At 48.0% G+C, this 20040-nt stretch carries 19 protein-coding genes; 14 read left to right on the top strand and 5 right to left on the bottom strand.

Annotated features, from left to right (window positions below):
• The first annotated feature begins 96 nt into the window (after window positions 1-96).
• Window positions 97-774, top strand: coding sequence for a YggS family pyridoxal phosphate-dependent enzyme (locus ACH2BK_RS00370; RefSeq protein WP_394996066.1), 678 nt, complete (start codon window positions 97-99; stop codon window positions 772-774).
• A gap of 152 nt (window positions 775-926) precedes the next feature.
• On the opposite strand, the gene ACH2BK_RS00365 is transcribed toward ACH2BK_RS00370, so the two are convergent.
• Entirely contained in the window at window positions 927-1073 is a 147-nt protein-coding gene (locus ACH2BK_RS00365; RefSeq protein ID WP_395001659.1) for a hypothetical protein, read from the bottom strand.
• 149 nt (window positions 1074-1222) lie between these two features.
• On the opposite strand from ACH2BK_RS00365, the gene ACH2BK_RS00360 reads away from it, so the two are divergent.
• A complete protein-coding gene (locus ACH2BK_RS00360; RefSeq protein ID WP_395001658.1) occupies window positions 1223-1951 on the top strand; it encodes a class I SAM-dependent methyltransferase in 729 nt (242 codons plus the stop codon).
• Window positions 1952-2948: 997 nt separating this feature from the next.
• On the opposite strand, the gene ACH2BK_RS00355 is transcribed toward ACH2BK_RS00360, so the two are convergent.
• Window positions 2949-3137 (bottom strand): hypothetical protein, encoded by a 189-nt coding sequence (locus tag ACH2BK_RS00355; protein ID WP_395001657.1) that lies wholly within the window; start codon window positions 3135-3137, stop codon window positions 2949-2951.
• Window positions 3138-3272: 135 nt separating this feature from the next.
• Window positions 3273-3842, bottom strand: a complete 570-nt coding sequence (locus ACH2BK_RS00350) for a PAS domain-containing protein (RefSeq protein WP_395001656.1) — start codon at window positions 3840-3842, stop codon at window positions 3273-3275.
• Window positions 3843-4026: 184 nt separating this feature from the next.
• Here ACH2BK_RS00350 and ACH2BK_RS00345 point away from each other — a divergent pair, with 184 nt between their 5' ends.
• The 3 genes from ACH2BK_RS00345 to ACH2BK_RS00335 are packed head-to-tail and all read left to right on the top strand — an operon-like array spanning window position 4027 to window position 6508.
• Window positions 4027-5301, top strand: coding sequence for an Opr family porin (locus ACH2BK_RS00345; RefSeq protein WP_395001655.1), 1275 nt, complete (start codon window positions 4027-4029; stop codon window positions 5299-5301).
• Window positions 5302-5328: 27 nt separating this feature from the next.
• Window positions 5329-6069 carry a glycosyltransferase family 10 domain-containing protein gene (locus tag ACH2BK_RS00340; RefSeq protein ID WP_395001654.1) on the top strand — a complete coding sequence of 247 codons (741 nt, stop codon included), beginning with the start codon at window positions 5329-5331 and terminating at the stop codon, window positions 6067-6069.
• On the top strand, window positions 6062-6508 hold the full coding sequence (locus ACH2BK_RS00335) for a hypothetical protein (RefSeq protein WP_395001653.1): 447 nt from the start codon (window positions 6062-6064) through the stop codon (window positions 6506-6508). Before ACH2BK_RS00340 ends, ACH2BK_RS00335 begins: the two co-directional genes overlap by 8 nt.
• Here the strand turns inward: ACH2BK_RS00335 and ACH2BK_RS00330 are convergent.
• Together ACH2BK_RS00330 and ACH2BK_RS00325 are read right to left on the bottom strand one after the other, a co-directional pair.
• Window positions 6505-7173, bottom strand: coding sequence for a uroporphyrinogen-III synthase (locus ACH2BK_RS00330; RefSeq protein WP_394996228.1), 669 nt, complete (start codon window positions 7171-7173; stop codon window positions 6505-6507). The genes ACH2BK_RS00335 and ACH2BK_RS00330 overlap by 4 nt on opposite strands.
• 10 nt (window positions 7174-7183) lie before the next feature.
• Window positions 7184-7702 (bottom strand): HdeD family acid-resistance protein, encoded by a 519-nt coding sequence (locus ACH2BK_RS00325; protein ID WP_394996391.1) that lies wholly within the window; start codon window positions 7700-7702, stop codon window positions 7184-7186.
• Between the two features lie 373 nt (window positions 7703-8075).
• On the opposite strand from ACH2BK_RS00325, the gene feoB reads away from it, so the two are divergent.
• The 9 genes from feoB (at window position 8076) to ACH2BK_RS00280 (ending at window position 20039) form a co-directional block, all read left to right on the top strand.
• The gene (gene feoB / locus ACH2BK_RS00320; protein ID WP_395001652.1) at window positions 8076-10052 is read left to right on the top strand and encodes a ferrous iron transport protein B; all 1977 of its coding nucleotides are present in this window, start codon (window positions 8076-8078) and stop codon (window positions 10050-10052) included.
• Between the two features lie 617 nt (window positions 10053-10669).
• Window positions 10670-12172, top strand: a complete 1503-nt coding sequence (locus ACH2BK_RS00315) for a glycosyltransferase family 4 protein (RefSeq protein ID WP_395001651.1) — start codon at window positions 10670-10672, stop codon at window positions 12170-12172.
• Entirely contained in the window at window positions 12063-12620 is a 558-nt protein-coding gene (locus ACH2BK_RS00310; protein ID WP_395001650.1) for a glycosyltransferase, read from the top strand. The genes ACH2BK_RS00315 and ACH2BK_RS00310 overlap by 110 nt, the downstream gene beginning before the upstream one ends.
• Window positions 12610-14310: a DapH/DapD/GlmU-related protein gene (locus ACH2BK_RS00305; protein WP_395001649.1), complete on the top strand. Its 1701-nt coding sequence runs from the start codon at window positions 12610-12612 to the stop codon at window positions 14308-14310. Before ACH2BK_RS00310 ends, ACH2BK_RS00305 begins: the two co-directional genes overlap by 11 nt.
• Entirely contained in the window at window positions 14300-15559 is a 1260-nt protein-coding gene (locus ACH2BK_RS00300) for a glycosyltransferase family 4 protein (RefSeq protein ID WP_395001648.1), read from the top strand. Before ACH2BK_RS00305 ends, ACH2BK_RS00300 begins: the two co-directional genes overlap by 11 nt.
• Window positions 15552-17495: a glycosyltransferase family 9 protein gene (locus ACH2BK_RS00295; protein ID WP_395001647.1), complete on the top strand. Its 1944-nt coding sequence runs from the start codon at window positions 15552-15554 to the stop codon at window positions 17493-17495. Before ACH2BK_RS00300 ends, ACH2BK_RS00295 begins: the two co-directional genes overlap by 8 nt.
• Complete coding sequence (locus tag ACH2BK_RS00290) at window positions 17495-18421, top strand: hypothetical protein (protein WP_395001646.1); 927 nt, start codon at window positions 17495-17497, stop codon at window positions 18419-18421. The genes ACH2BK_RS00295 and ACH2BK_RS00290 overlap by 1 nt, the downstream gene beginning before the upstream one ends.
• The gene (locus tag ACH2BK_RS00285) at window positions 18422-18787 is read left to right on the top strand and encodes a sugar 3,4-ketoisomerase (protein WP_395001645.1); all 366 of its coding nucleotides are present in this window, start codon (window positions 18422-18424) and stop codon (window positions 18785-18787) included.
• Window positions 18780-20039 carry a DegT/DnrJ/EryC1/StrS family aminotransferase gene (locus tag ACH2BK_RS00280; protein WP_395001644.1) on the top strand — a complete coding sequence of 420 codons (1260 nt, stop codon included), beginning with the start codon at window positions 18780-18782 and terminating at the stop codon, window positions 20037-20039. Before ACH2BK_RS00285 ends, ACH2BK_RS00280 begins: the two co-directional genes overlap by 8 nt.
• Window position 20040: the final 1 nt, after the last annotated feature.

The raw sequence follows: 20040 nt of genomic DNA, 5'->3' as shown, positions 1-20040 counted from the left end.
TACTTCAAGCGCCCACAAAATCAAAGTCTAAGGCTCAATCCCCTATAATTCCCCCCAAATTTTGCATAACACAATCCACACCCAAAGGAAGTCGCGATGCGCACCTCATACCTCAAAAACCTCGATCTAGTCATACGCAAAATCGAGCGCGCCCGCCTCGCATATAGCCCGCACCATATCGTCTCGCTGCTAGCTGTGAGCAAATACGCCACGACAGAGCAGATTCAGATATTGCACGAGTGCGGACAGAGGGCGTTTGGCGAGAACAAAGTCCAAGATCTCAAACACAAATCCCAAGCCCTAGAATCCCTCCCGCTAGAGTGGCATATGATAGGCACGCTGCAAGAAAACAAGATAAACGCGCTCATAGAGCTCGCCCCCGCACTCCTGCACTCGCTTGATTCGCTAAAGCTCGCCCTCGCGCTGCAAAAACGCCTAGAATCTAAGGGCAAAACTATGCGCGCCCTGCTCCAGCTCAACACTTCTTTTGAATCCAGCAAAAGCGGCGTGCCACCCGCGCAGGCTGCGGAGCTCTATCACGCCATTCTTAGCCAATGCCCCAATATCAAGCTAGAGGGTGTGATGACTATCGGTGCGCATAGCGGGGATTACAGAGTGGTGGAGAGGAGCTTTGTCCTAGCAAAGGAAGTCTTTGACTCACTGCAGGATTTTGGGGCTCGCACGCTCTCAATGGGTATGAGCGAGGATTTTGAGATTGCTATCGCGTGTGGGGCGAATGTGGTGCGCATTGGGTCGCGACTTTTTGCCCACTGAAGGAAATTCGTCTCTTGTGCAATCTTTAAATGAGTGCGGCGGCTTGGCTCGGTCACTTACGCCTAGTAAGCTCCCTTCGCCTCGCCTTGCTTCTGCTTGCAGTGATGTGAGCGTTAGCGAAACGAAACAACATTTAAACCTTACACAAGATACTAGAATTTCGGCAAGCCTTGAATCAGAATTCTACAAAGTGGCAGATTTTGAAATATCTTAGATTCTGAATTTCTGAATCTAGAATCTAAGCCTTTGATGGATTTTGAATCTGTCTTAGATTCTGTGATTGGCTTGCCTCTTGGCATTCTAGGATTTGAGATGAGAAATGTGGGTTGCAAGGAAAAGTGCGAGGGAGTTACCTAAGCGGTAGTGACCGAGCCGAGCCGCCGAAATCATTTAAAGATTGCACAAGAGACGAATTTCTAGATTCTAAAACAATCACAAAGGAGAAACAATGGAATATTTTGAAGCAAGAAATGTCGCAAGCGAGTTTTATGCAGACTACAAGCTCCCTGCGTATTTTGAGGAGGTTGTCGAGGGCTTAGATTTTGGGGCGCGGGTGCTAGACTTTGGCTGCGGGTTTGGACAGACGCTCTATGCGCTAAAAAACAAGCATTTTGTATGGAAATCCTCTAAATGGGGGGGGGGGCAGGAGATAAATGTCTTTGGTATTGATATCAACCCCAAAGCCATCGCACACTGCCAATCCCAAGGCATAGAATCTAAAGTCGTGGAGAATATCCTTGAGTTTTTCCCCGCGCAAAAATTTGATCTCATCATCACCACCCACTGCCTTGAGCATCTCCCAAAAGATTCTATAATCCCTATCCTTGCGCACTTTAGGGAGCACTGCCTCGCCCAAGGTGGCAAGCTTTTCATTGCTGTGCCAAACGCCCAAAGCCACACTGGGTGCTACTGGGCGTATGAGGACTTCACCCACACCACGCTTTTTACCGCAGGGAGCCTCATCTACGCGCTCAAAATGGCTGGTTTTAGCGATGTAATTATCATCGACAAGGACGCGCTTGCGGGCTCTAGCAGGCTCAAAAAACTCGTGCGCAAAGTGTTTTTAAAGCTCTACAAGCTGCAATATAGATTTTGGAACAAAATCACCGCAAGCGCCACACATAGCCCAAGCCCCGATGTCTTTAGCTATGAGATTAAGGCATTAGCGAGCACATAGGGCAATGCCTAAAGCACGGATAGAATCTGCCTTGTTTTCACTCTTGGCTTTGTGCTTGTGAATCAAGGGATTGTGCGGATTGTGTATCGCTTAGATTCTGTGCCGTGGATTGCGCGGGCTTTGTGCCATTTAGATTCTGTCTTTGTGCGTTGTTTAGAATCTCTTTAGATTCTATGATTGCTTATGAATCTAAGCAACTCACACAATCCACTACTTCAAAAAACTTGTGCGAGGCTTTGCCAAATACAAATAGTGCGTGCGGTAGCACGAGGCCTAAGCAGAATCTAAGTCCTTAGATTCTGCCATTAATGCAGAGCAAAAATCACATCAATATGTAGGTGCGCTAGCACCAACCACCCCTCGTCTGCTCGTGGGTTGGATTCTGAATCCATTTTAGATTCTGCAGATTCTTTGATTGATAGATTCTGTCTTTACTCACTTCTTAGAATCTCTTTAGATTCTGCGTGTGTTTTAGAATCTATGTAACTAGATTCTGTAATCGTCTTTGAATCCACGCTAGATTCTGTAGTTTCTCTGTTTCTTAGACTCTCTCCCTTACGGATACTTTCTAGATTCTGTGTATTGCTTTGTTTTTTCGCAAAAAGGGGTGTTATCCCCTCCCCGCACTCTCAAAGCCCCGAAAAAGCCGCCGCTGTTTTTGCTGCGCTTTGCTTGCAACCCGTTGGCTCTTTTTGCGCAGCCACAAAGCATATCTTTTGGCGGGAGTGCCTCGCTCTTTCCTTGTCTAGGCAAAACGAAGCTTCTTTAGAAAAATCAGCGGTGGCACTGCTGCCACCTTTTTCCTGATTTTTCTAAAGAAGCTTACGCTTTGCCACACACGACAAGGGCGAGGGGCGGTTGGTGCTATCGCACCTCCACATTGATTTGATTTTTGCCGCGCAAAAATGGCAGAATCTAAATCCTTAGATTCTGCTCGGCTTGCGCTATCGCACGCACTATTATTGATATTGTAAATACTTTTAAATCTAAACTTGTTTTAGTTTGTAAGTTGTGCATTTTGTAGATTCCCTTTTGTGGATTGTGTGAGTTTTTTGGATTCTGAATCTATTGGGCTAGATTCTAATCTTTCCTTAGATTCTGTATTTTCCTTACATTCCGCGCGTGGCTTTGCCCTGCTTGGTGTGGATTGTGTGAGCTCGCTATTGCAAACAAAAAAATTAGTCATTGCGGTGGTGCTTGTGGAGTTTTTGGCGGGTTTGGGGGTGGGAGCTACCTAGAGGGTAGTGACTATCCCCAAACCCGCCAAATCTACACAACGATTACCCAAGGAGCCATTTTCCCTGCACAAAAGCTCAATGCCCTAAACACAGCCATACCACCCACTCACTCTCCCCTGCTCCTGCAAATGCACACACAACCCCTCATAGCTCATACCAACGCGCGCCAAAATCTCTTGGAGCGTTTTTAGCGAGGACTCCATACCGCCCTCCTTTTCTGCCTCTAGGAGCTGCTTATACACGCCCTCTAGGGTTTTCACGCCCTCCTTGCTGGGGCAGCGCCTCACCGAGTAGTAGCCTATCATCTCCCCACTGCTATTATATGAAGGCGTGATATTGGCAAATACCCAATACGCCTGCTGCTGCTTGCTAAGATTTTTAACAAACGCAAAAAACTCCCGCCCACTCTCTATGCTCTCCCATAGCAGCCTAAAGGCTATGCGCGGCATATCGGGATGGCGAATGAGATTATGAGGCTTATACAAAAACTCCCTCTCACTATACCCGCTAAAGCGCGCAAAGTCGTCATTCCCATAGGTGATCCTGCCGCGCAAATCCGTCTTTGATGTGATGAGTGAATCTTGGGGTAAGAAAATCTCCATATCTGTGCTACCTCCTAGGGCGTTATAGAATCTACAAAATGAGTATAGCACAAAGCCTCGGCTGTGTGCGTGCCTACCCCTCTTTTGTGCCCCTTAAGGCAAATATTTGGCAATTTCTACACAAGCCCGCCCACGCGCTCCCATTTCCCTACTCCTGCGCGCCCGCGCTCCTCTTTAAGTTTAGCTTTTTTGCTACAATCCGATTTGTAGCCAACAAACTCTTCTAAGGATTATGATGATACAAAAACCCCTCTACTCTCTAGCCCTAGCCTCTCTAGCCTACTCGGGCTGTGCGTGGGCGTATGACACACTCGATGACGCGCTAAAAAATGGCATATCAAATGGCGATGTGGTGCTCTATGGCTCTAGCACAAGTATAAAGGGCGGGGCAGCGCACGCGGGCAGCGATCTAAGCAATAGCGGGTATGTCGCGGGCAGCATAGGCTTAGCCTACCGCTCGGGATTTTATAAAACTTGGCGTTTTATGATAAGCTTCCGCGCTGCAAAGGCATTGTATGAAGCGGACAAAAACTCCCTATGGCTTGATGATATAAACTCCCCAAACCGCGCAGGCTCCACAGGCGATGCGTCCAAAGACTTCTACTCCGCCTACCGCGCTATGCTCGGGCAGTCGTATTTAGAATACTTCGATGGCGACACCAGCGTGCGTGCGGGGCGGATCTTTGCCAAAAGCGAGTGGGCAGATCGCCTCATTGATGGAATCTATGTGCGCAATAAATCCCTCCAAAACACGCTCATAGAGGCATTTTGGGCAAAATCAAGCGGCTATGTGCAATACAACAAAATGACAGGAATGTATGCGCTAAACCCCCATAGCGGCTTTGGCTTACTCAATGCAAGTATCCAATACACCTTTGAGCATCTGCTTTCCCTCAAGGCTTATGGGATTTTCACGCCCTCCATCTTTAGTGCCGCAGGATTCAAAGCTGGGCTCAAATACGAAGTCTCCAACTCCTACCTAGGCGCGAGCGCGAACTTCACCACAAGCTTTGAGGGCGCACATAGTTTTGTAGGCAGTGCTGCGGGCAATGGAGTAGTCTTTGATGCGCGCGCGTTTGTGGGCGTGAAGGACTTTATAGAAACTATGCGCAATGGCTTGGAGATAAGCGGGGGCTACATTATGAGCGGCGCAAATGGTATAGGCAGCCTCAATATCATCGGCAACAACATAAGCCCATTTTTTATGTGGGGCGGAAGGGCGTTTTTGCTGGGGAGCGACGCCTCGCTGGGGTTTGGTAAGATAAATTTTAGTATCGATAGAATCTCCCTCGCACTCGTGTATGGCAGCACGAGATTCCACAATCCGTATTCTGCGCTAGGCAGGGTGCAGGGGGGCTATGATCGTGTCAATGAGGTGAATGTCTTGCTAGAATTTGGTATGAGCGAGCACGCCTCCCTACTGCTCAATGTCCTCAACACCCACGGGGGTAAAAACCTCTACTACCCACACACCACAGCGGTGAATCTAGGTATGAAGCTTGCTTTTTAAGCGCGAAGAAAATTTAAGGAGCGATCAATGAAACCAAGCATTAGTATGCGCGTCGTGGATTGGTGGGTGCCCGATACGCAGGAGAATTTTTATGAAAATGTGTTTATACAACTCCTATCGCGCAAATACGATGTGCGCTATAGCGAAAATCCCGACTTTTTACTCTATGGACCTTTTGGCTATGCGCATTTGCGCTATGATTGTGTGCGGATATTTTTCACTGGCGAGAATGTCAGGGCGGATTGGCGAGTGGCGGATTATAGTATCGACTTTGATCACATAGATTTTGGCGATAGGCATTTGCGCCTGCCGCTGGATTTTTTGCCCTCTGCGCATTTGCAAACCCTCTGTGAGCACTCCCGCACGCGCGCACTGCAGGCTTTTGCTCCCAAACGCGAGAAGTTTTGCGCCTTTATGGCAAGGCATAGCGACAAATACACTTGGATGCGCGAGCGGTTTTTTGAGATATTAAGCCAATATAAGCAAGTGGATTCTGGCGGGCAGTGGAACAACAACATAGGCGGCGTGGTGGGCGATAGGGGCGATGAGGGCGATTATAGAATCTCAAAGCGCAAATGGCTAGAAGGGTATAAGTTTAACATTTGCTTTGAAAACGCAAGCTACCCGGGATATCTCACCGAAAAGCTCTTTGACGCGTATGCCTGCGGCTGTATCCCGATATATTGGGGCGATCCAACCCTGCGGTGTGGGCAAGAAAATATGTCTAAAACCTATAAGGGGGGGGGGCATAGCAGAGAATGTGCCTAAAAGCGCACCCAAAAATGCGTGTGAAAATGCGCGCGAGGCTATTAATACCACTATCCCACATATTGCAGAGCATTTGCGCGACTACACGCTAAACCCAAAAGCCTTCATCAACGCTCACGACTTCCCCACACTCCACGATCTCGCCCAAGAAGTGATACGAATCGACACAGACACAAAAAGCTACGAGGAGATGTATCTACAACCCTTGTTTTTGGGGGATTTTGACCCCTACACTTATTACGAGGCAAAGCTAATGGCGTTTTTAGATTCTATCTTTTCACAAAATGCTAAAGATGCCCTAAGGCGGGAGGAAAATGGCTTTGCAGAGCTGCACCTAAGCCTTTTGCGCCGAGGCGATAATCCTAAGAGGTATTACAAAAACAAACTGCGCAACAAAGCCCTAAAAATCCTCGGACTGCCGCCAAAATACAAAGTCTAGGGCATTTTTTGAGCGAGATCCCTAGCGAGCTCTATGCACCCATCAATACTCTGCACAGGGCTCACAAACGCCACCATATCGGGATCAAACGCGCTAAAAGTGCTCATACCAATAGCCACTGCCACATAGTGCGCATCCCAACCAAAATTTTGCTTGAAACTCTCAAACGAGCTAGGTGCGGTAAAAATCAAAACACTATTGCTTTTTGGCTTTAGCGAGGCTTCAAGCTTTAGGGGCTCATTGACATACGCGATACATTCTTTGAGATTAATCTGCGCCTCGAGCAGGCGTTCATTGAGCCTTGAGACAATGTGCTGTGCGCGCACATAGAGCGGTGCCTTGCCCGCGAGGAGATTCACAAGATCGTTTGCGAAATTCGCCCCGTGCGCATCGCTCCCGATAAATGCGATGTTTGCGCCGTGTTTTTGCAGCTCCTTAGCAGAGCTCCCACCTATCACATAGCTTGGCAGCTCTCTCCAATGTGCGAGCTTTTGGGTATTTTGCGCACATTGTGCGAGTGCAGCAATCGCATAGCGGGAAGTAAAGATGAGGCTATCCCTGCCCTCTAGCACGCTAGATTCAATCTCTTTAAAAACAATCTCACTCACGATGAGGCTTTTTACCTCCTTGCTAGGGCGCGTCCCTACGAGCACAATCTCTCTCATCTAGCCACCCCTAGCCTCTAAAGCTTTTCCAAAACACCACGCTCACCACGCCGCACACGATAAGCGTCAGCCCCACGACAAAGCTTAGTAAAAACGCCAAAATCTTAGGAAATGCCACAAACACAAGCCCCAAAATCACGCAAATCACGCCAAGTATCATTACCGAGCTAAAGGCATTGTGGCTAAAGGCGCGCATATTAAAAGCAAGGATAATCCACACTATGCCTTTAAAAAGCACCCAAAACGCAATCACAAGCGGGATAAAATTCTCCCCTATCTGCTCGTTGCCAAAGAGCAAGATGAGTGCCAAGACAATCGAGATAATCCCATCAAAGAGCACCCAACGCGGTCTATACAAGCTCTGAAAATAATAATAAATCGACACAATCCCCACGCTACACATCAAAAGTGCGGCAAAATAGCTAAGCGTGCGCATCGTCCCATCTGGGAACACAATGCACGCCACGCCAAGGATAATCACACAAATACTGCACAAAAGCCAAAGGATACTCAAAATCTGTGTTTTCATCACTACTCCCCCTTTTTGTTGTTGTATTGGGACTTAGGGCAAGCCCATTCCCTCCGCTACGCCAACACACAGAATCTAGAGCAAGATTCTAACAATCTCAGTGTCGCCACATCATCGAGGTGATTTGGCGTTTGTATAGATTCTATAAATCTATCTAGATTGTGCCTAGAAACTCGCTCCTTAGCCTGCGTATTAGCAAAGCAAAAATACAATGCCTAAATAGAACTTAACTCAAAGCAAAATCCTTGCCAAAATTATAGGGTATTTTTGCACGACTTAGCTTAAGACAAATCGTTACTCAAAGCAATAATAATTCCTATATTAGCCTTGTGCCGCTATAATCACACCGACATTTTAACCCCAAAGGAAGCGTATGCAAACAATCACTATCGCGCTTGTAGGACAGCCAAATGTGGGCAAAAGCTCGCTTATTAACGCCATATCGGGCGCAAATCTCAAAGTGGGCAATTTCAGCGGAGTAACGATCGAAAAAACCCAAACCACTCTGCAATACAAGGGCTACACCCTGCATTTTATCGATTTGCCCGGACTTTATAGCCTCAGCCAATACTCGCTTGAAGAATCCATCACGACAAATTTTTTGCACCATAGCCAATACGATATCATCGTCAATGTGCTAGATTCTACCAATCTCGCGCGCAATCTCGCCCTAAGCCTCCAGCTCCTCTCCCTCACGCCACACCTTCTCCTAGCCCTCAATATGAGCGATGAGGCTCAGAGGGAAAATCTCAGTATAGATTCAGAGCTCCTAGCCAAAAATCTCGGCGTGGAGTGTATCCCACTTAGTGCCAAAGCTAAGCACAATATCCCCGCGCTTTTGGAGGGCATTATGCGCACCTATGAGCGCAAACGCGTGAGCCTTAGTGCCCCGCATATGCCCTCACCCACGCCCCCAAACTTCCGCCCGCGCAAGTTTATCGCGCCCTTAATCCAAAATGCGCGCACTAGCTCCGCACACGATGAGCGAGATTCACAAGATTCACACGCCCTTAGCACACAAGCCATAAATCTAGCCAAACTCTGCACCACCTCACGCCCCAAAGCCGCCTCAAGCCTCACGCGCAAGCTAGATTCTATCCTGCTTCACAAATTCCTAGGGCTGCCTATTTTTCTCGCCTCTATGTGGTGTCTCTTTCAGACGACTTTCACGCTCGGGGAATACCCAAAAGAATGGATAGAATCTAGTATGGACTCCCTCGCGCAGACGCTCAAAGAGCATATCCCCTACCCCGAGCTTGGCTCGCTGCTGGGCGATGGGATTATCGCGGGTGTGGGCGCGGTGCTAAGCTTTTTGCCCCATATCCTCATACTTTTTTTAGGAATCGTGCTTTTAGAGAGCACGGGCTATATGGCGCGCGTGGCGTATCTGCTTGATGGAATCTTGCGGCATTTTGGGCTGCACGGCAAGAGCTTTATCCCCCTTGTGAGCGGATTTGGCTGCTCTGTCCCGGCATTTATGGCTACTCGCACGCTACAAAACCCCATAGACAAGCTCCTAACGCTCTTTATCATCAACTTTATGAGTTGCAGCGCGAGACTGCCTATTTACACGCTTTTTGTGGGGATATTTTTTAGCGCGGAGGTCGCAGGCAGCGTGCTCTTTGGGATTTATATCCTAGGAGCGGTTATGGCACTGGTGAGTGCCAAGCTCCTGCGCCTTAGCGTCTTTAGGGGCAAAAGCGAGCCATTTGTGCTAGAAATCCCCAAATACCGCCTCCCAAGCCTCAATCTCGTACTTTTAAGTGTGCTAAATAAAGCAAAAATGTATGTCAAAAAGGCGGGGGGCTTTATCCTGCTAGCCTCTATGCTTATTTGGTTTGGGACGAATTATCCCAAAAACGACGCGCTCACGCAAAACTATGAGGCACAAATCGCCCTTGCGCATTCACAAGAGAGCAAAGACGCCCTTAGCCTAGAGCTAGAATCTAAGCTCCTAGAGCAGAGTTTCCTAGGGCGTGTCGGCGAGGCGATGACTCCTATCTTTGCGCCTATGGAGTTTGATTGGCGGCTATGTATCAGCCTACTCAATGGCTTGGCAGCAAAGGAAGTGGTGGTGTCCTCTATGGGCGTGCTGTATGCCTTGGGCGAGGGGCTTGATGAGAGTAGCGCGAGCTTGCAAGAAGCCATTAGGGCGAGTGTGAGCTTCCCCACCGCGATTGCCTTTATTTTGTTTGTGATGTTTTATAATCCCTGCCTTGCTGCCACAATCATTTTTACCAAAGAAGCTGGGGGCTGGCGATATAGCGCACTGCTTTTTGTTTTTACGAGTGTTGTGGCGTATATATGTGCGTTTGTGGGGTATGTTGTTGCGTCGCTAGGGATAGGTTAAGGAAAATTAGTCTATAATTCCGCGCTTTAGAACTAAGGCAAACCAAGTGCAAGATTCGCAAGCAAGTTTAGAATCTGAAAGTTTTAGATTCTGTATTCCTTAGAATTGCATTCTCACGAATACTTTCTAATTTTTTAGAATCTCGTGTTTTTTCGCAAAAAGGGGTGTTATCCCCTCCCCGCACTCTCAAAGCCCCGAAAAAGCCGCCGCTTTTTCGGCAGCCACAAAGTATATCTTTTGGCGGGAGAGCCTCGCTTTTTCCTTGTCTAGGCAAAAATGCTAAAAATGCACTCCTGCATTTTCTTAACGCATTTTTCTAAAGAAGCTTACGCTTTACCACACACGACAAGGGCGAGTGTCGGTATGCGCTGACGCGCTACATATTTTATTGGGGCAAAGCCTTGATGAGATTCTATGAAATGGCAGATTCTGAACTTGGCTTTAGATTCTGCACTTGGCTTGCCCGGGCATTCTAAGATTTTGGATGAGAAATCGTTGTTTTCAAGCGAGGGGCGAAGGGAGCTACCTTAAGCGGTAGTGACCGAGCACCGAGCGCAGAATCAACGATTTATCGCCAAAAGCTGAATGTCCTAATTATTTTTCACAAAAGGAGAGCGATGCGATTCCTACACCTCAGCGCAATCGACGATGGCGGCGCAGGCAGAGCCTGCACGCGCCTCCACACCGCCCTGCTCAAAAACGGCATAGATTCTCTCCTGCTCGTGCAAAGCAAAAAGGGCGATGGCGCGCAAACTATCCGCCTAGCCAAAAGCAAATTCCAAAAGATTATAGAAAAGCTCCGCCCAGCCCTTAGCACGCTGCCCCTTATGCTCTACCCCAAGCGGCACAAAGACATCTTTTCGCCAAACCTCGCGCTTTTCCCTCCGCGCAATAGACTGCTACTCAAAACCATCGCGCGCCTCAAACCCGATATTATCCACCTCCACTGGATAGAATCTGGCTTTATCAATGCTAGCGATTTGCTCGCTCTCTCAAAGCTAGGTATTCCTATGCTTTGGAGCTTGCACGACGCTAACCCCTACACAGGCGGCTGCCACTACGTGGCAGCCGCCTGTGTAGGGGTTAGCGTCGGTTGCAAAAATTGCCCGCTCCTGCACGCCAAGATTCCCTATGATATTAGTTTTTTTACCTTTAAGCATAAGCAAAACGCGTATAAACAAATCCACAACCTTACGATTAATGGGCTTAGTCGCTGGATTGCCAATTGTGCCAAACAAAGCGCGCTTTTGGGAGATAAGCCCATTATCAATCTCCCAAATCCCATCGATACAGAGATTTATGCGCCATTCTCAAAGCCCCTTGCGCGCGAGCTGCTGCGCCTGCACAAGCCAAAAAAGCTCATCGCCTTTGGCGCGATAGGTGCCACCTCCGTGCCGCGCAAGGGCTATGAGGAGCTGAGGGCTGCGCTAGATTCTATGCCTGATAAGCAATCCCTGCTTTTGCTTGTCTTTGGCGCGAGTGAGGGCGAGCAAATCGCGGGGATACAGACGCATTTCCTAGGATTTTTGCACGATGATATGTCCTTGCGCCTCGTATATAGCGCGTGTGATGTGATGGTCGTGCCTAGCCACGCCGAGTCTTTTGGGCAAACCGCTAGCGAATCGCTTGCGTGTGGCACGCCGGTAGTGGCGTTTGACACCACGGGGCTCAAAGACATCATCACGCACAAGCACAATGGCTACCTCGCCAAAGCCTTTGACACCAACGATTTGCGAGAGGGCATAGAGTGGGTTTTGGGACTAGATTCACAAAAATACGCCACGATCGCCCAAAACGCCCGCGCAAGCGTCGTGGATAGGTTTGAGAGCAGCAAAGTCGCTAGAGACTACACAAAAGCCTATGAAAGGCTATTAGGGGGGGGGGGCAGCACACGCACACTTAGCCAAGCTGCTCTTTGCTACTCATTCCTATTATGTTATTGGGTTTGGGGCGATTGGGGGCGATGCCATAGAGCGCAAGGGCTTCTCCCAGCTCGAGCAAGCCCTCTCTATGCTCCCCTCCTCGCTCAAAGCCCAAACCAAAATCATCGTATTTGGCAAATCCGCCAAGCAGCAAGAAATCGCTGGGATAGAGGCGCATTTCTTAGGAATGCTGTATGATGATGCCACGCTAAACCTCGCCTACAACGCCTGCAATGCTTTCATAACGCCCTCCCTTGCCGAAAACCTCAGCAATGCCATTATGGAGTCTCTCTCCTGTGGCACGCCCGTGGTAGCCTTTGACATCGGGGGCAATGGCGATATGCTCACCCATAAATACAATGGCTACCTCGCTAAGCCCAATGATAGTGCCGATCTCGCACGCGGGATTAAGTGGGTTTTGGGACTAGATTCAGACTCTTACGCCACGCTCGCCCGCAACGCTAGAGCGAGCGTTACACAGAGATTTGCCCATCATCTCATAGCAGAGCAATACATACAATCTTATAAACTTCTAATAGGGGGGGGGGCTAGAGAGAAGCAAGAATCTCTAATATCCTTTAGTTTTTCTACCACCACTTCCCTGCTTTGTGCCTACTCCGCACAAGGAGCTAGAGATGCCGCATAATCTAGCTCCCATTCTCCTTTTTGCTTACAATCGCCCTAGGCATACCAAAATAACCCTAGATGCGCTCAAACGCAACTTCCTTGCTCACAACAGCGAGCTTTATATTTTTCTAGATTCACCAAAAGATTTTCAAAAACCTCATAAAATCCTTAAACGCTACCTTATGGCATTTAGCGCACACTCACGCGATTTTAGGCGCACACACCTCATCATACGCCCGCACAATTACGGACTCTCGCGCAATATCATAGAGGGGCTTAGCGAGATTTTTGCCCACCACACAAAAGCCATTATTTTAGAAGATGATATTTTCACAAGCCCCGCGTTTTTGGACTATATGAATGCCTCTCTAACGCGCTATGAGTGTGAATCTAAAGTATGGAGTATCAACGCTTGGGCATTGCCGCTGGATTATCCAAAGCTAGGAGAGAGCTTTTTTAGCAGAGAGATAAACTGCTGGGGTTGGGGCACTTGGCGCGATAGATGGCAGCACTACAAAAAAGATCCTATGTATTTCTTAAAAAACTTTAGCAAAAAAGAAAAAAGAGCGTTTAACCTCGATGATACCATAGATTATTTTGCCCAAATCACGCTCAATGCCAAAGGCAAAATCGACACTTGGTTTGTCTTCAACTACGCCACGGCGTTCAAACACAAAGCCCTAGCCCTCTGCCCTAGTATCTCATATGTGCGCAATATCGGCTTTGATGATTCTGGAGTGCATTGCACCAAATCACAAGAATCTTTCTTTAGCACCGCGTTGCTCAATAACAAAACTACCATCGCCTATCCCGAATCTATCTGCGAAAATGCCCAAGCCCTAGAGCTTACCAAGCAAGCCTACAAGGAGTTCTATGCCACGCGTTTGTGCGATAAAATAAAGCGCAGATTCCAAAATGCCTTTTCCCTAAACGCCCTACACAATCTCCAAGCATTGTATAAAAATCCTCTCTCACGATATATCGCACGCACACTCAAGGCATTTTTTGCGCGCAATCACACAAGGATTTATGAAAATGTCGCTCACTCCAAATGCCGCTTTGGGCAATACACACATATTTATCCTAATGCCACCCTGCACAATGTGACAATCGGGGATTTTAGCTACATAGGCGCTCACACACGCATTGCCAACGCCACGATTGGCAAATTTTGCTCTATCGCTCCAGATTGTCACATAGGGCTTGGTATGCACCCTAGCAAGGGCTTTGTCTCCACGCACCCAGCCTTTTACTCCACCGCCAAGCAGGCAGGCGTGAGCTTTGTGCGAGAAAACCTCTTCAAAGAGCACGCACATATCCACATAGGCAATGATGTGTGGATAGGGCAAGGCAGCATTATCAAAGACGGCATACACATTGGCAATGGCGCGATTGTGGGCGCGGGAAGTGTCGTTACCAAAGACTTGCTTGCTTATGGAATCTATGGGGGCACTCCTGCGAGGCTCATTGGCTTTAGATTCACAAAAGAACAGATTAAAGCCCTGCAAGCACTGCAATGGTGGGATCTCCCACTAGGCGATATCAGGCATTACGCGCCGTATTTTCAAAATATCCACTCCCTAGAATCTCTTTTAAAGAATCTTTATAAAACGCAATTAGGGGGGGGGGCAGGAGATAAACGCGTAGCGCATCACTGCTGCGCATCGCACGCTCCGATATTTGCACGCGAGGTCGCCTATGCTGCCTAGTGTGCTCTACTCTCACGATATTTTTTCCACGCAATATGTCGGCGGCATCTCGCGCTATGTCTATGAGCTCTGCGCTCGCAATCCCCGCGCCCTCATACCCACCCTATATAGCGAGAATCTCTACCTAAACACCCACAAGCACACAAAGCATTTCTGTGGCAAAACTCGCCTCATCTACGCGCTTAATGAATCCTATGAGAGAATCCTGCGCGCATACAAGCACTTTGATATCTACCACCCAAGCTACTACAAAGCACTCACAAAGCCCAAAAACACGCTGCTAGTAACCACAATCCACGATATGATTCACGAGATTTATGCGGGCGAGTTTTTCCCCAAAAATAGCAAGGATAGCGCGCTCAAACGCCACCTGTGTGAAGTCTCTGATGTGCTTATTGCTATCTCACACCAGACCAAATGCGACCTTATGCGCTATTTTGGGATAGATGAGCGCAAAATCCGCGTGATTCACCACGGACATAGCCTCCAAGAGGGGCGCAAAGTGCTTAATTTGCCCAAGCGGTATGTTTTGTTTGTAGGAGCGCGCGAGGGATACAAAAACTTCGCTACCTTCGCGCGTGCGTTTGCCACTCTCGCGCCACGCCACGCCGAGCTCACGCTCCTGTGTGTGGGCAAGCCATTTAGCCCCAAGGAGCGAGGATTTTTAGAATCTCTAGGGCTAGCTGGGCGCGCACAGAGCCTACAAGCTAGAGATGATGAGCTCTACACACTCTATAATCGCACCCTATGCTTTGCATTCCCCTCGCTCTATGAGGGTTTTGGTATCCCCATACTCGAGAGTTTTTATGCGCACTGCCCCGTGGCTCTGAGTGATATCGCGGTTTTTAGAGAGGTGGCAGGGGATTGCGCGCTGTATTTTGATCCGCGATCAATAGATTCTATAGCCCAGTGCTTAGAATCCCTCATCGCCAACCAAGCCCTCGTGCTCAAAGCCCAGAGCGCGCTCCAAAATTTTAGCTGGGATAAGAGTGCTAGCCAAACCCTAAATGTGTATAAATCTCTAATAGGGGGGGCTAGTGCAAGAGTAGGCTATCGCCTTATATCCGCGCTCCTTGCTAAGATTCACAATAGCAGGATTAGAAAATCTCACACCACAGAATCTACACAATCCAAGTGCGTAGATTCTGTGATTGTCTCTATACGAGCTAAAGGGGTGGCAAGCTATGCCCTAAGCCCCCGCAAGCATAGCCTTTGTTACACCATAGCAGAGGGCGTGCGCTATGCTTAAGATTCTCCTAGGCAATCGCTGCCGCGCTCACGATATAGAGGCACTGCTAGAAAAGCTCCAATACGCCACGCAAGATACGCCAAGCACGCCCGCTCCACAAAACACACCTAATACGCCCGCCACGCCCGATACACAAAGTGCGCCCACCACACAAGGCGCGCGAGAATCTTTTGCGCTCTTTAGCCCCCATAGCTTTGAGCAATTCCCACAGATACGCGCTCATACGCCCACGCAACGCTACGATTTCATCTACCTCCCAGATTCTACCCAAGCCAAAGAGGCGCAAGCCGCGCAGATTCCCTATTTTGCAGGAAGCCTAGAAGTGTCGCTGCTAAAGCGCGCAGTGAGGGCTTGCAAGTATTTTGCCTATGCCTGCATAGAATCTAGCGCGAAACTCTCTGTGCGCCCAACCAAAAAGCGAGAGCTCGCCATCATCCGCACCGACGCGATAGGCGACTACCTGCTCTTTCGCAATTTCCTGCCCGTCTTTGCCGCGCATTATGGAGCCATCACACTCATTGGCAATGCCGCGTATGCCGAGCTCGCACTAGAGTTTGACAGCCCTTATATCCGAGAGTTTATCCCCATTTGTGTGAAAAAATTCCAAAAAAACCCAATCTATCGCTTTAAGATTCTGCGCTATTTACGCAGCTTTAGCTTTGAGGTGCTCATCAACCCCATCTTTAGCCGCGATTATCTTAGCGAGTCCCTCGCGCGCTTCCTCCACGCACAGACAAAAATCGCCTCCATAGGCGATAGCAGCAATCTCCCTGCGAGCTTCAAAGCGCACTTTGATAGCTCATACCATAGGCTTCTGCCCGTAAGCCCCAAGATACTCTTTGAGTTTTATCGCAACGCCGAGTTTATCCGCGCGCTCCTGCCCACCGCGCCGCTGCCGCCCTATGCGCTCACGCTGCCCTATAGCGATACACGCGAGTTTGAGCTGCCTGCGCGCTATGTGGTGTTTTTTATCGGGGCGAGCACACAGGCGCGCAAATGGAGCTTGGAGCATTTTTATGAAGTGGGAGTGTGGCATATGGAAAATGGCTTTAGTGTAGTGATTTGTGGAGGCAAGGAGGACTATGAGGGCGGGGAGAGGCTCGCGCACAATCTCACGCAAACCGCTCGACAAAAAGGGCTTGATACCAAAGCCCTTAGTCTGTGCGCTAGCACCTCTCTTAGCGCGCTAGCGCGAGTCGTGTATAATGGCAATCATCTCCTAAGCAATGAAACATCTTGTGTGCATATTGCGTGTGCCATTAGACACGACATAAGCATTTATGTCGTGTCTAATGGCAATCATCTGTATAGATTTACCCCCTACCCACAAGGGATAGGGGGTAAATACTATGGCATATACCACCCCACTATCGACAAAAACCTAGCCGCTTATGGCATCATCTCTAATTTTTTGCAAAAAGCAAGTCGGCTTGATATAAACCACATCAGCCCACAGGCAGTTATACGCGTTATAGAATCTACGCTCGCTAGCGAGGTTAGTGAATCTATACTTCTAATAGGGGGGGGGGCAGCACAGAAACTAAATTCTAAAAATTCGTCTCTTGCACAATCTTTAAATGATTTCTGCGGCTCGGCTCGCTCACTTACGCCTAGTAAGCTCCCTTCGCCTCGCCTTGAAAAGCATTTAAATCTTGCACAAGATACTAGAATTTTTGGCAAGCCAAGCATAAAATTTAATGCTAACTTAGAATCCAAACTCGCAAACCTAAATCTAAGTCCATTCCAAAATCTTCCATATCATAGAATCTTAGCAAGACTTGATTCAAGACATTCTAAGATTTTCGATGAAAAATGTGGGTTGCAAGAAAAAGTGCGAGGGAGTTACCTAGGCGGTAATGACCGAAGCACTTTTTCGCCGCTCCCGCATTTGTCGCGAAAAGCTGAATGTCTAGTCCTAGATTGTGAGGTGGCGTGATGTATCACTACTGCACCCTCTTCAACACCAACTACCTCACACGAGGTATCGCTATGCTAGAGAGCCTCGCCAAATACGCTACGGATTATCAAATCTATGTCCTATGCTTTGATGATACTACCTACCAAATCCTAGAGCAGCGCAAAATCCCTCATACAATCCTTATTACCCTAGATTCATTTGAAGATAAGGAGCTACTTGCGTGCAAGCCAACGCGAAGCCTAGGGGAATACTGCTGGACATGCACGCCAGCACTCATACATTATTGCATCACGCATTTTAGCCTGTCCTCTTGCACCTATGTCGATGCAGATCTCTACTTTTTTGACAATCCAAACATACTCATTGATGAAATGGGCAATAGCTCTATCTCACTTACCAAGCACAACTACACTCCGCAATACGATCAGAGCGCGACAAGCGGAATCTACTGCGTGCAGTTTATGAGCTTCAAAGCCGATACAAATGGGCTCAAAGCCCTGCTGTGGTGGCGACAAAAATGTATTGAGTGGTGCTTTGCGCGCTTTGAGGATAATAAATTTGGCGATCAAAAATATCTCGATGATTGGACTACGCGTTTTGAAGGCGTGTATGTCCTGCAAAATGCGCGCTGTGGGATCGCGCCTTGGAATGTTCAGCAATTCCCCACTTTGCGCCCTATTTTTTATCATTTTCACAATCTAAGTTTTGTTGATAAAGATTGTGTGGATCTAGGAAACTACAAATTGCCAAAGCTCACGATTAGCGATATCTACAAGCCCTATATCACGCAGCTACTCACACTAAGAGCGCAATATATGCCACACAATTTTGACGCAAGAAAGCCACGAGCAAAAAGCTGGAAAAGCCCCATAAGGTATTGTAGGCGCAAACTGCGTGGCAGCTACAATGTCTTTAAACTCACATATTTTAAAAGCGAGGTGTAAATGGCAAAACTCATCACTGCAAAAACCATTACCGATAGGCGTGGGAGCTTAAGCGTGCTTGAGCGCGAAATAGGCTTTGTGATTAAGCGCGTGTTTTATATCTATGATGTGCTGGGCTCTCGCGGTGGGCATGCTCATCATAAGACAAAGCTTTGCTTAATCTGCCTTGGTGGCTCGTGTGAAATCACGATTACAACCAAGCAAAGCACACAAACCTACACACTTGATAATCCAACAAAGTGCCTAATCCTAGAGCCAAGCGATTATCACACTATGCAAAAGTTTTCTAAAAACGCCACGCTTTTGGCACTCGCCTCAGAGACATATGACGCAAACGACTATATCACGGAGGTTCCAAATGGATAAAATTACAGAATCTAGCACAACTAAGAGCGACTTTATAGAATCTAAACAATCTTTAGATTCTATAAAAAGCGGGGTATTTGCACACAACGGAGTGAGTGGGGATTTACTCCCCACGAGCGATTGCAATTTGTCGGAGACAAATTGCAACAAAATAATAGAATACGAAAACCTTGCAAAAAGCAATCAAGCCTTTTTTGAGAGCTATCAAAAAGACTTCCGAGCCTTTTTAGAAAAAGGCTGGTTTGTGCTTGGCGAAAATGTGCGGGAATTTGAGCAGGAGTTTGCCGAGTTTGTGGGCGTTGCGCATTGTGTGGGTGTGGCCTCTGGGCTTGATGCGCTTATCCTCGCCCTAGACGCACTAGATTTGCCAAAGGGTAGTGAAGTGCTCGTGCCCTCAAACACCTATATCGCCACTATCATCGCGATTATACGAAATGGCTTAAAGCCCGTGCTGATAGAGCCAGACATACAAACCTACAATATCAATCCGCGCCATATCAAGCAGCACATAACCTCCAAAACAAAGGCCATGCTAGTGGTTCATCTCTATGGCAAAGCGTGCGAGATGGATTCACTCACGGCGTTGTGTGAGGAGTATGGCCTGCACCTTATTGAGGACTGCGCGCAAGCCCATGGAGCGAAGTTTGATGGCAAAAGTGTAGGGAGCTTTGGGATAGGGTGCTTTAGCTTTTATCCCACAAAAAATCTAGGGGCACTCGGCGATGCGGGGGCTATCACGACAAATGACACAAACCTCTATGACAAGCTTAATGCCCTGCGAAACTACGGCTCACATACCAAATATATCAACAAATATTGCGGCTACAACTCTAGGCTTGATGAGATTCAAGCCTATTTTTTGCGCAAAAAGCTTGCCTACCTACCACAAATCACACAACACAAAAGAGCACTAGCAAATATCTACCTAAAAGAGCTTGATACGAGGGCGTTTATATGCCCCAAAGTGGAGGAGCGGTATTTTGATGTGTATCATATCTTTAATATCCGCCACCCCAAGCGCGATGAGCTAAAAGCCTACCTGCAAGCAGCGGGGATACAGAGTGAGATTCACTATCCATTACCTCCGCATAAGCAAGAGGGTATGAGGGAGTATCTGTCTGGATTTTATCCCATTAGCGAGGAAATCCACGCCACGACGCTAAGCCTCCCCATAGCACTTTTTCACACTAAAGAAGAAATCGCCTATGTGGCAAGCACGCTCAATGCCTACGCACACTCATACAGAATCTAGT

This window comes from uncultured Helicobacter sp. (assembly GCF_949282165.1).
Lineage (GTDB): Bacteria > Campylobacterota > Campylobacteria > Campylobacterales > Helicobacteraceae > Helicobacter_F.
The sequence above is the reverse complement of the archived record's forward strand: the minus strand, read 5'-3'. Positions and strand labels throughout refer to the sequence as shown.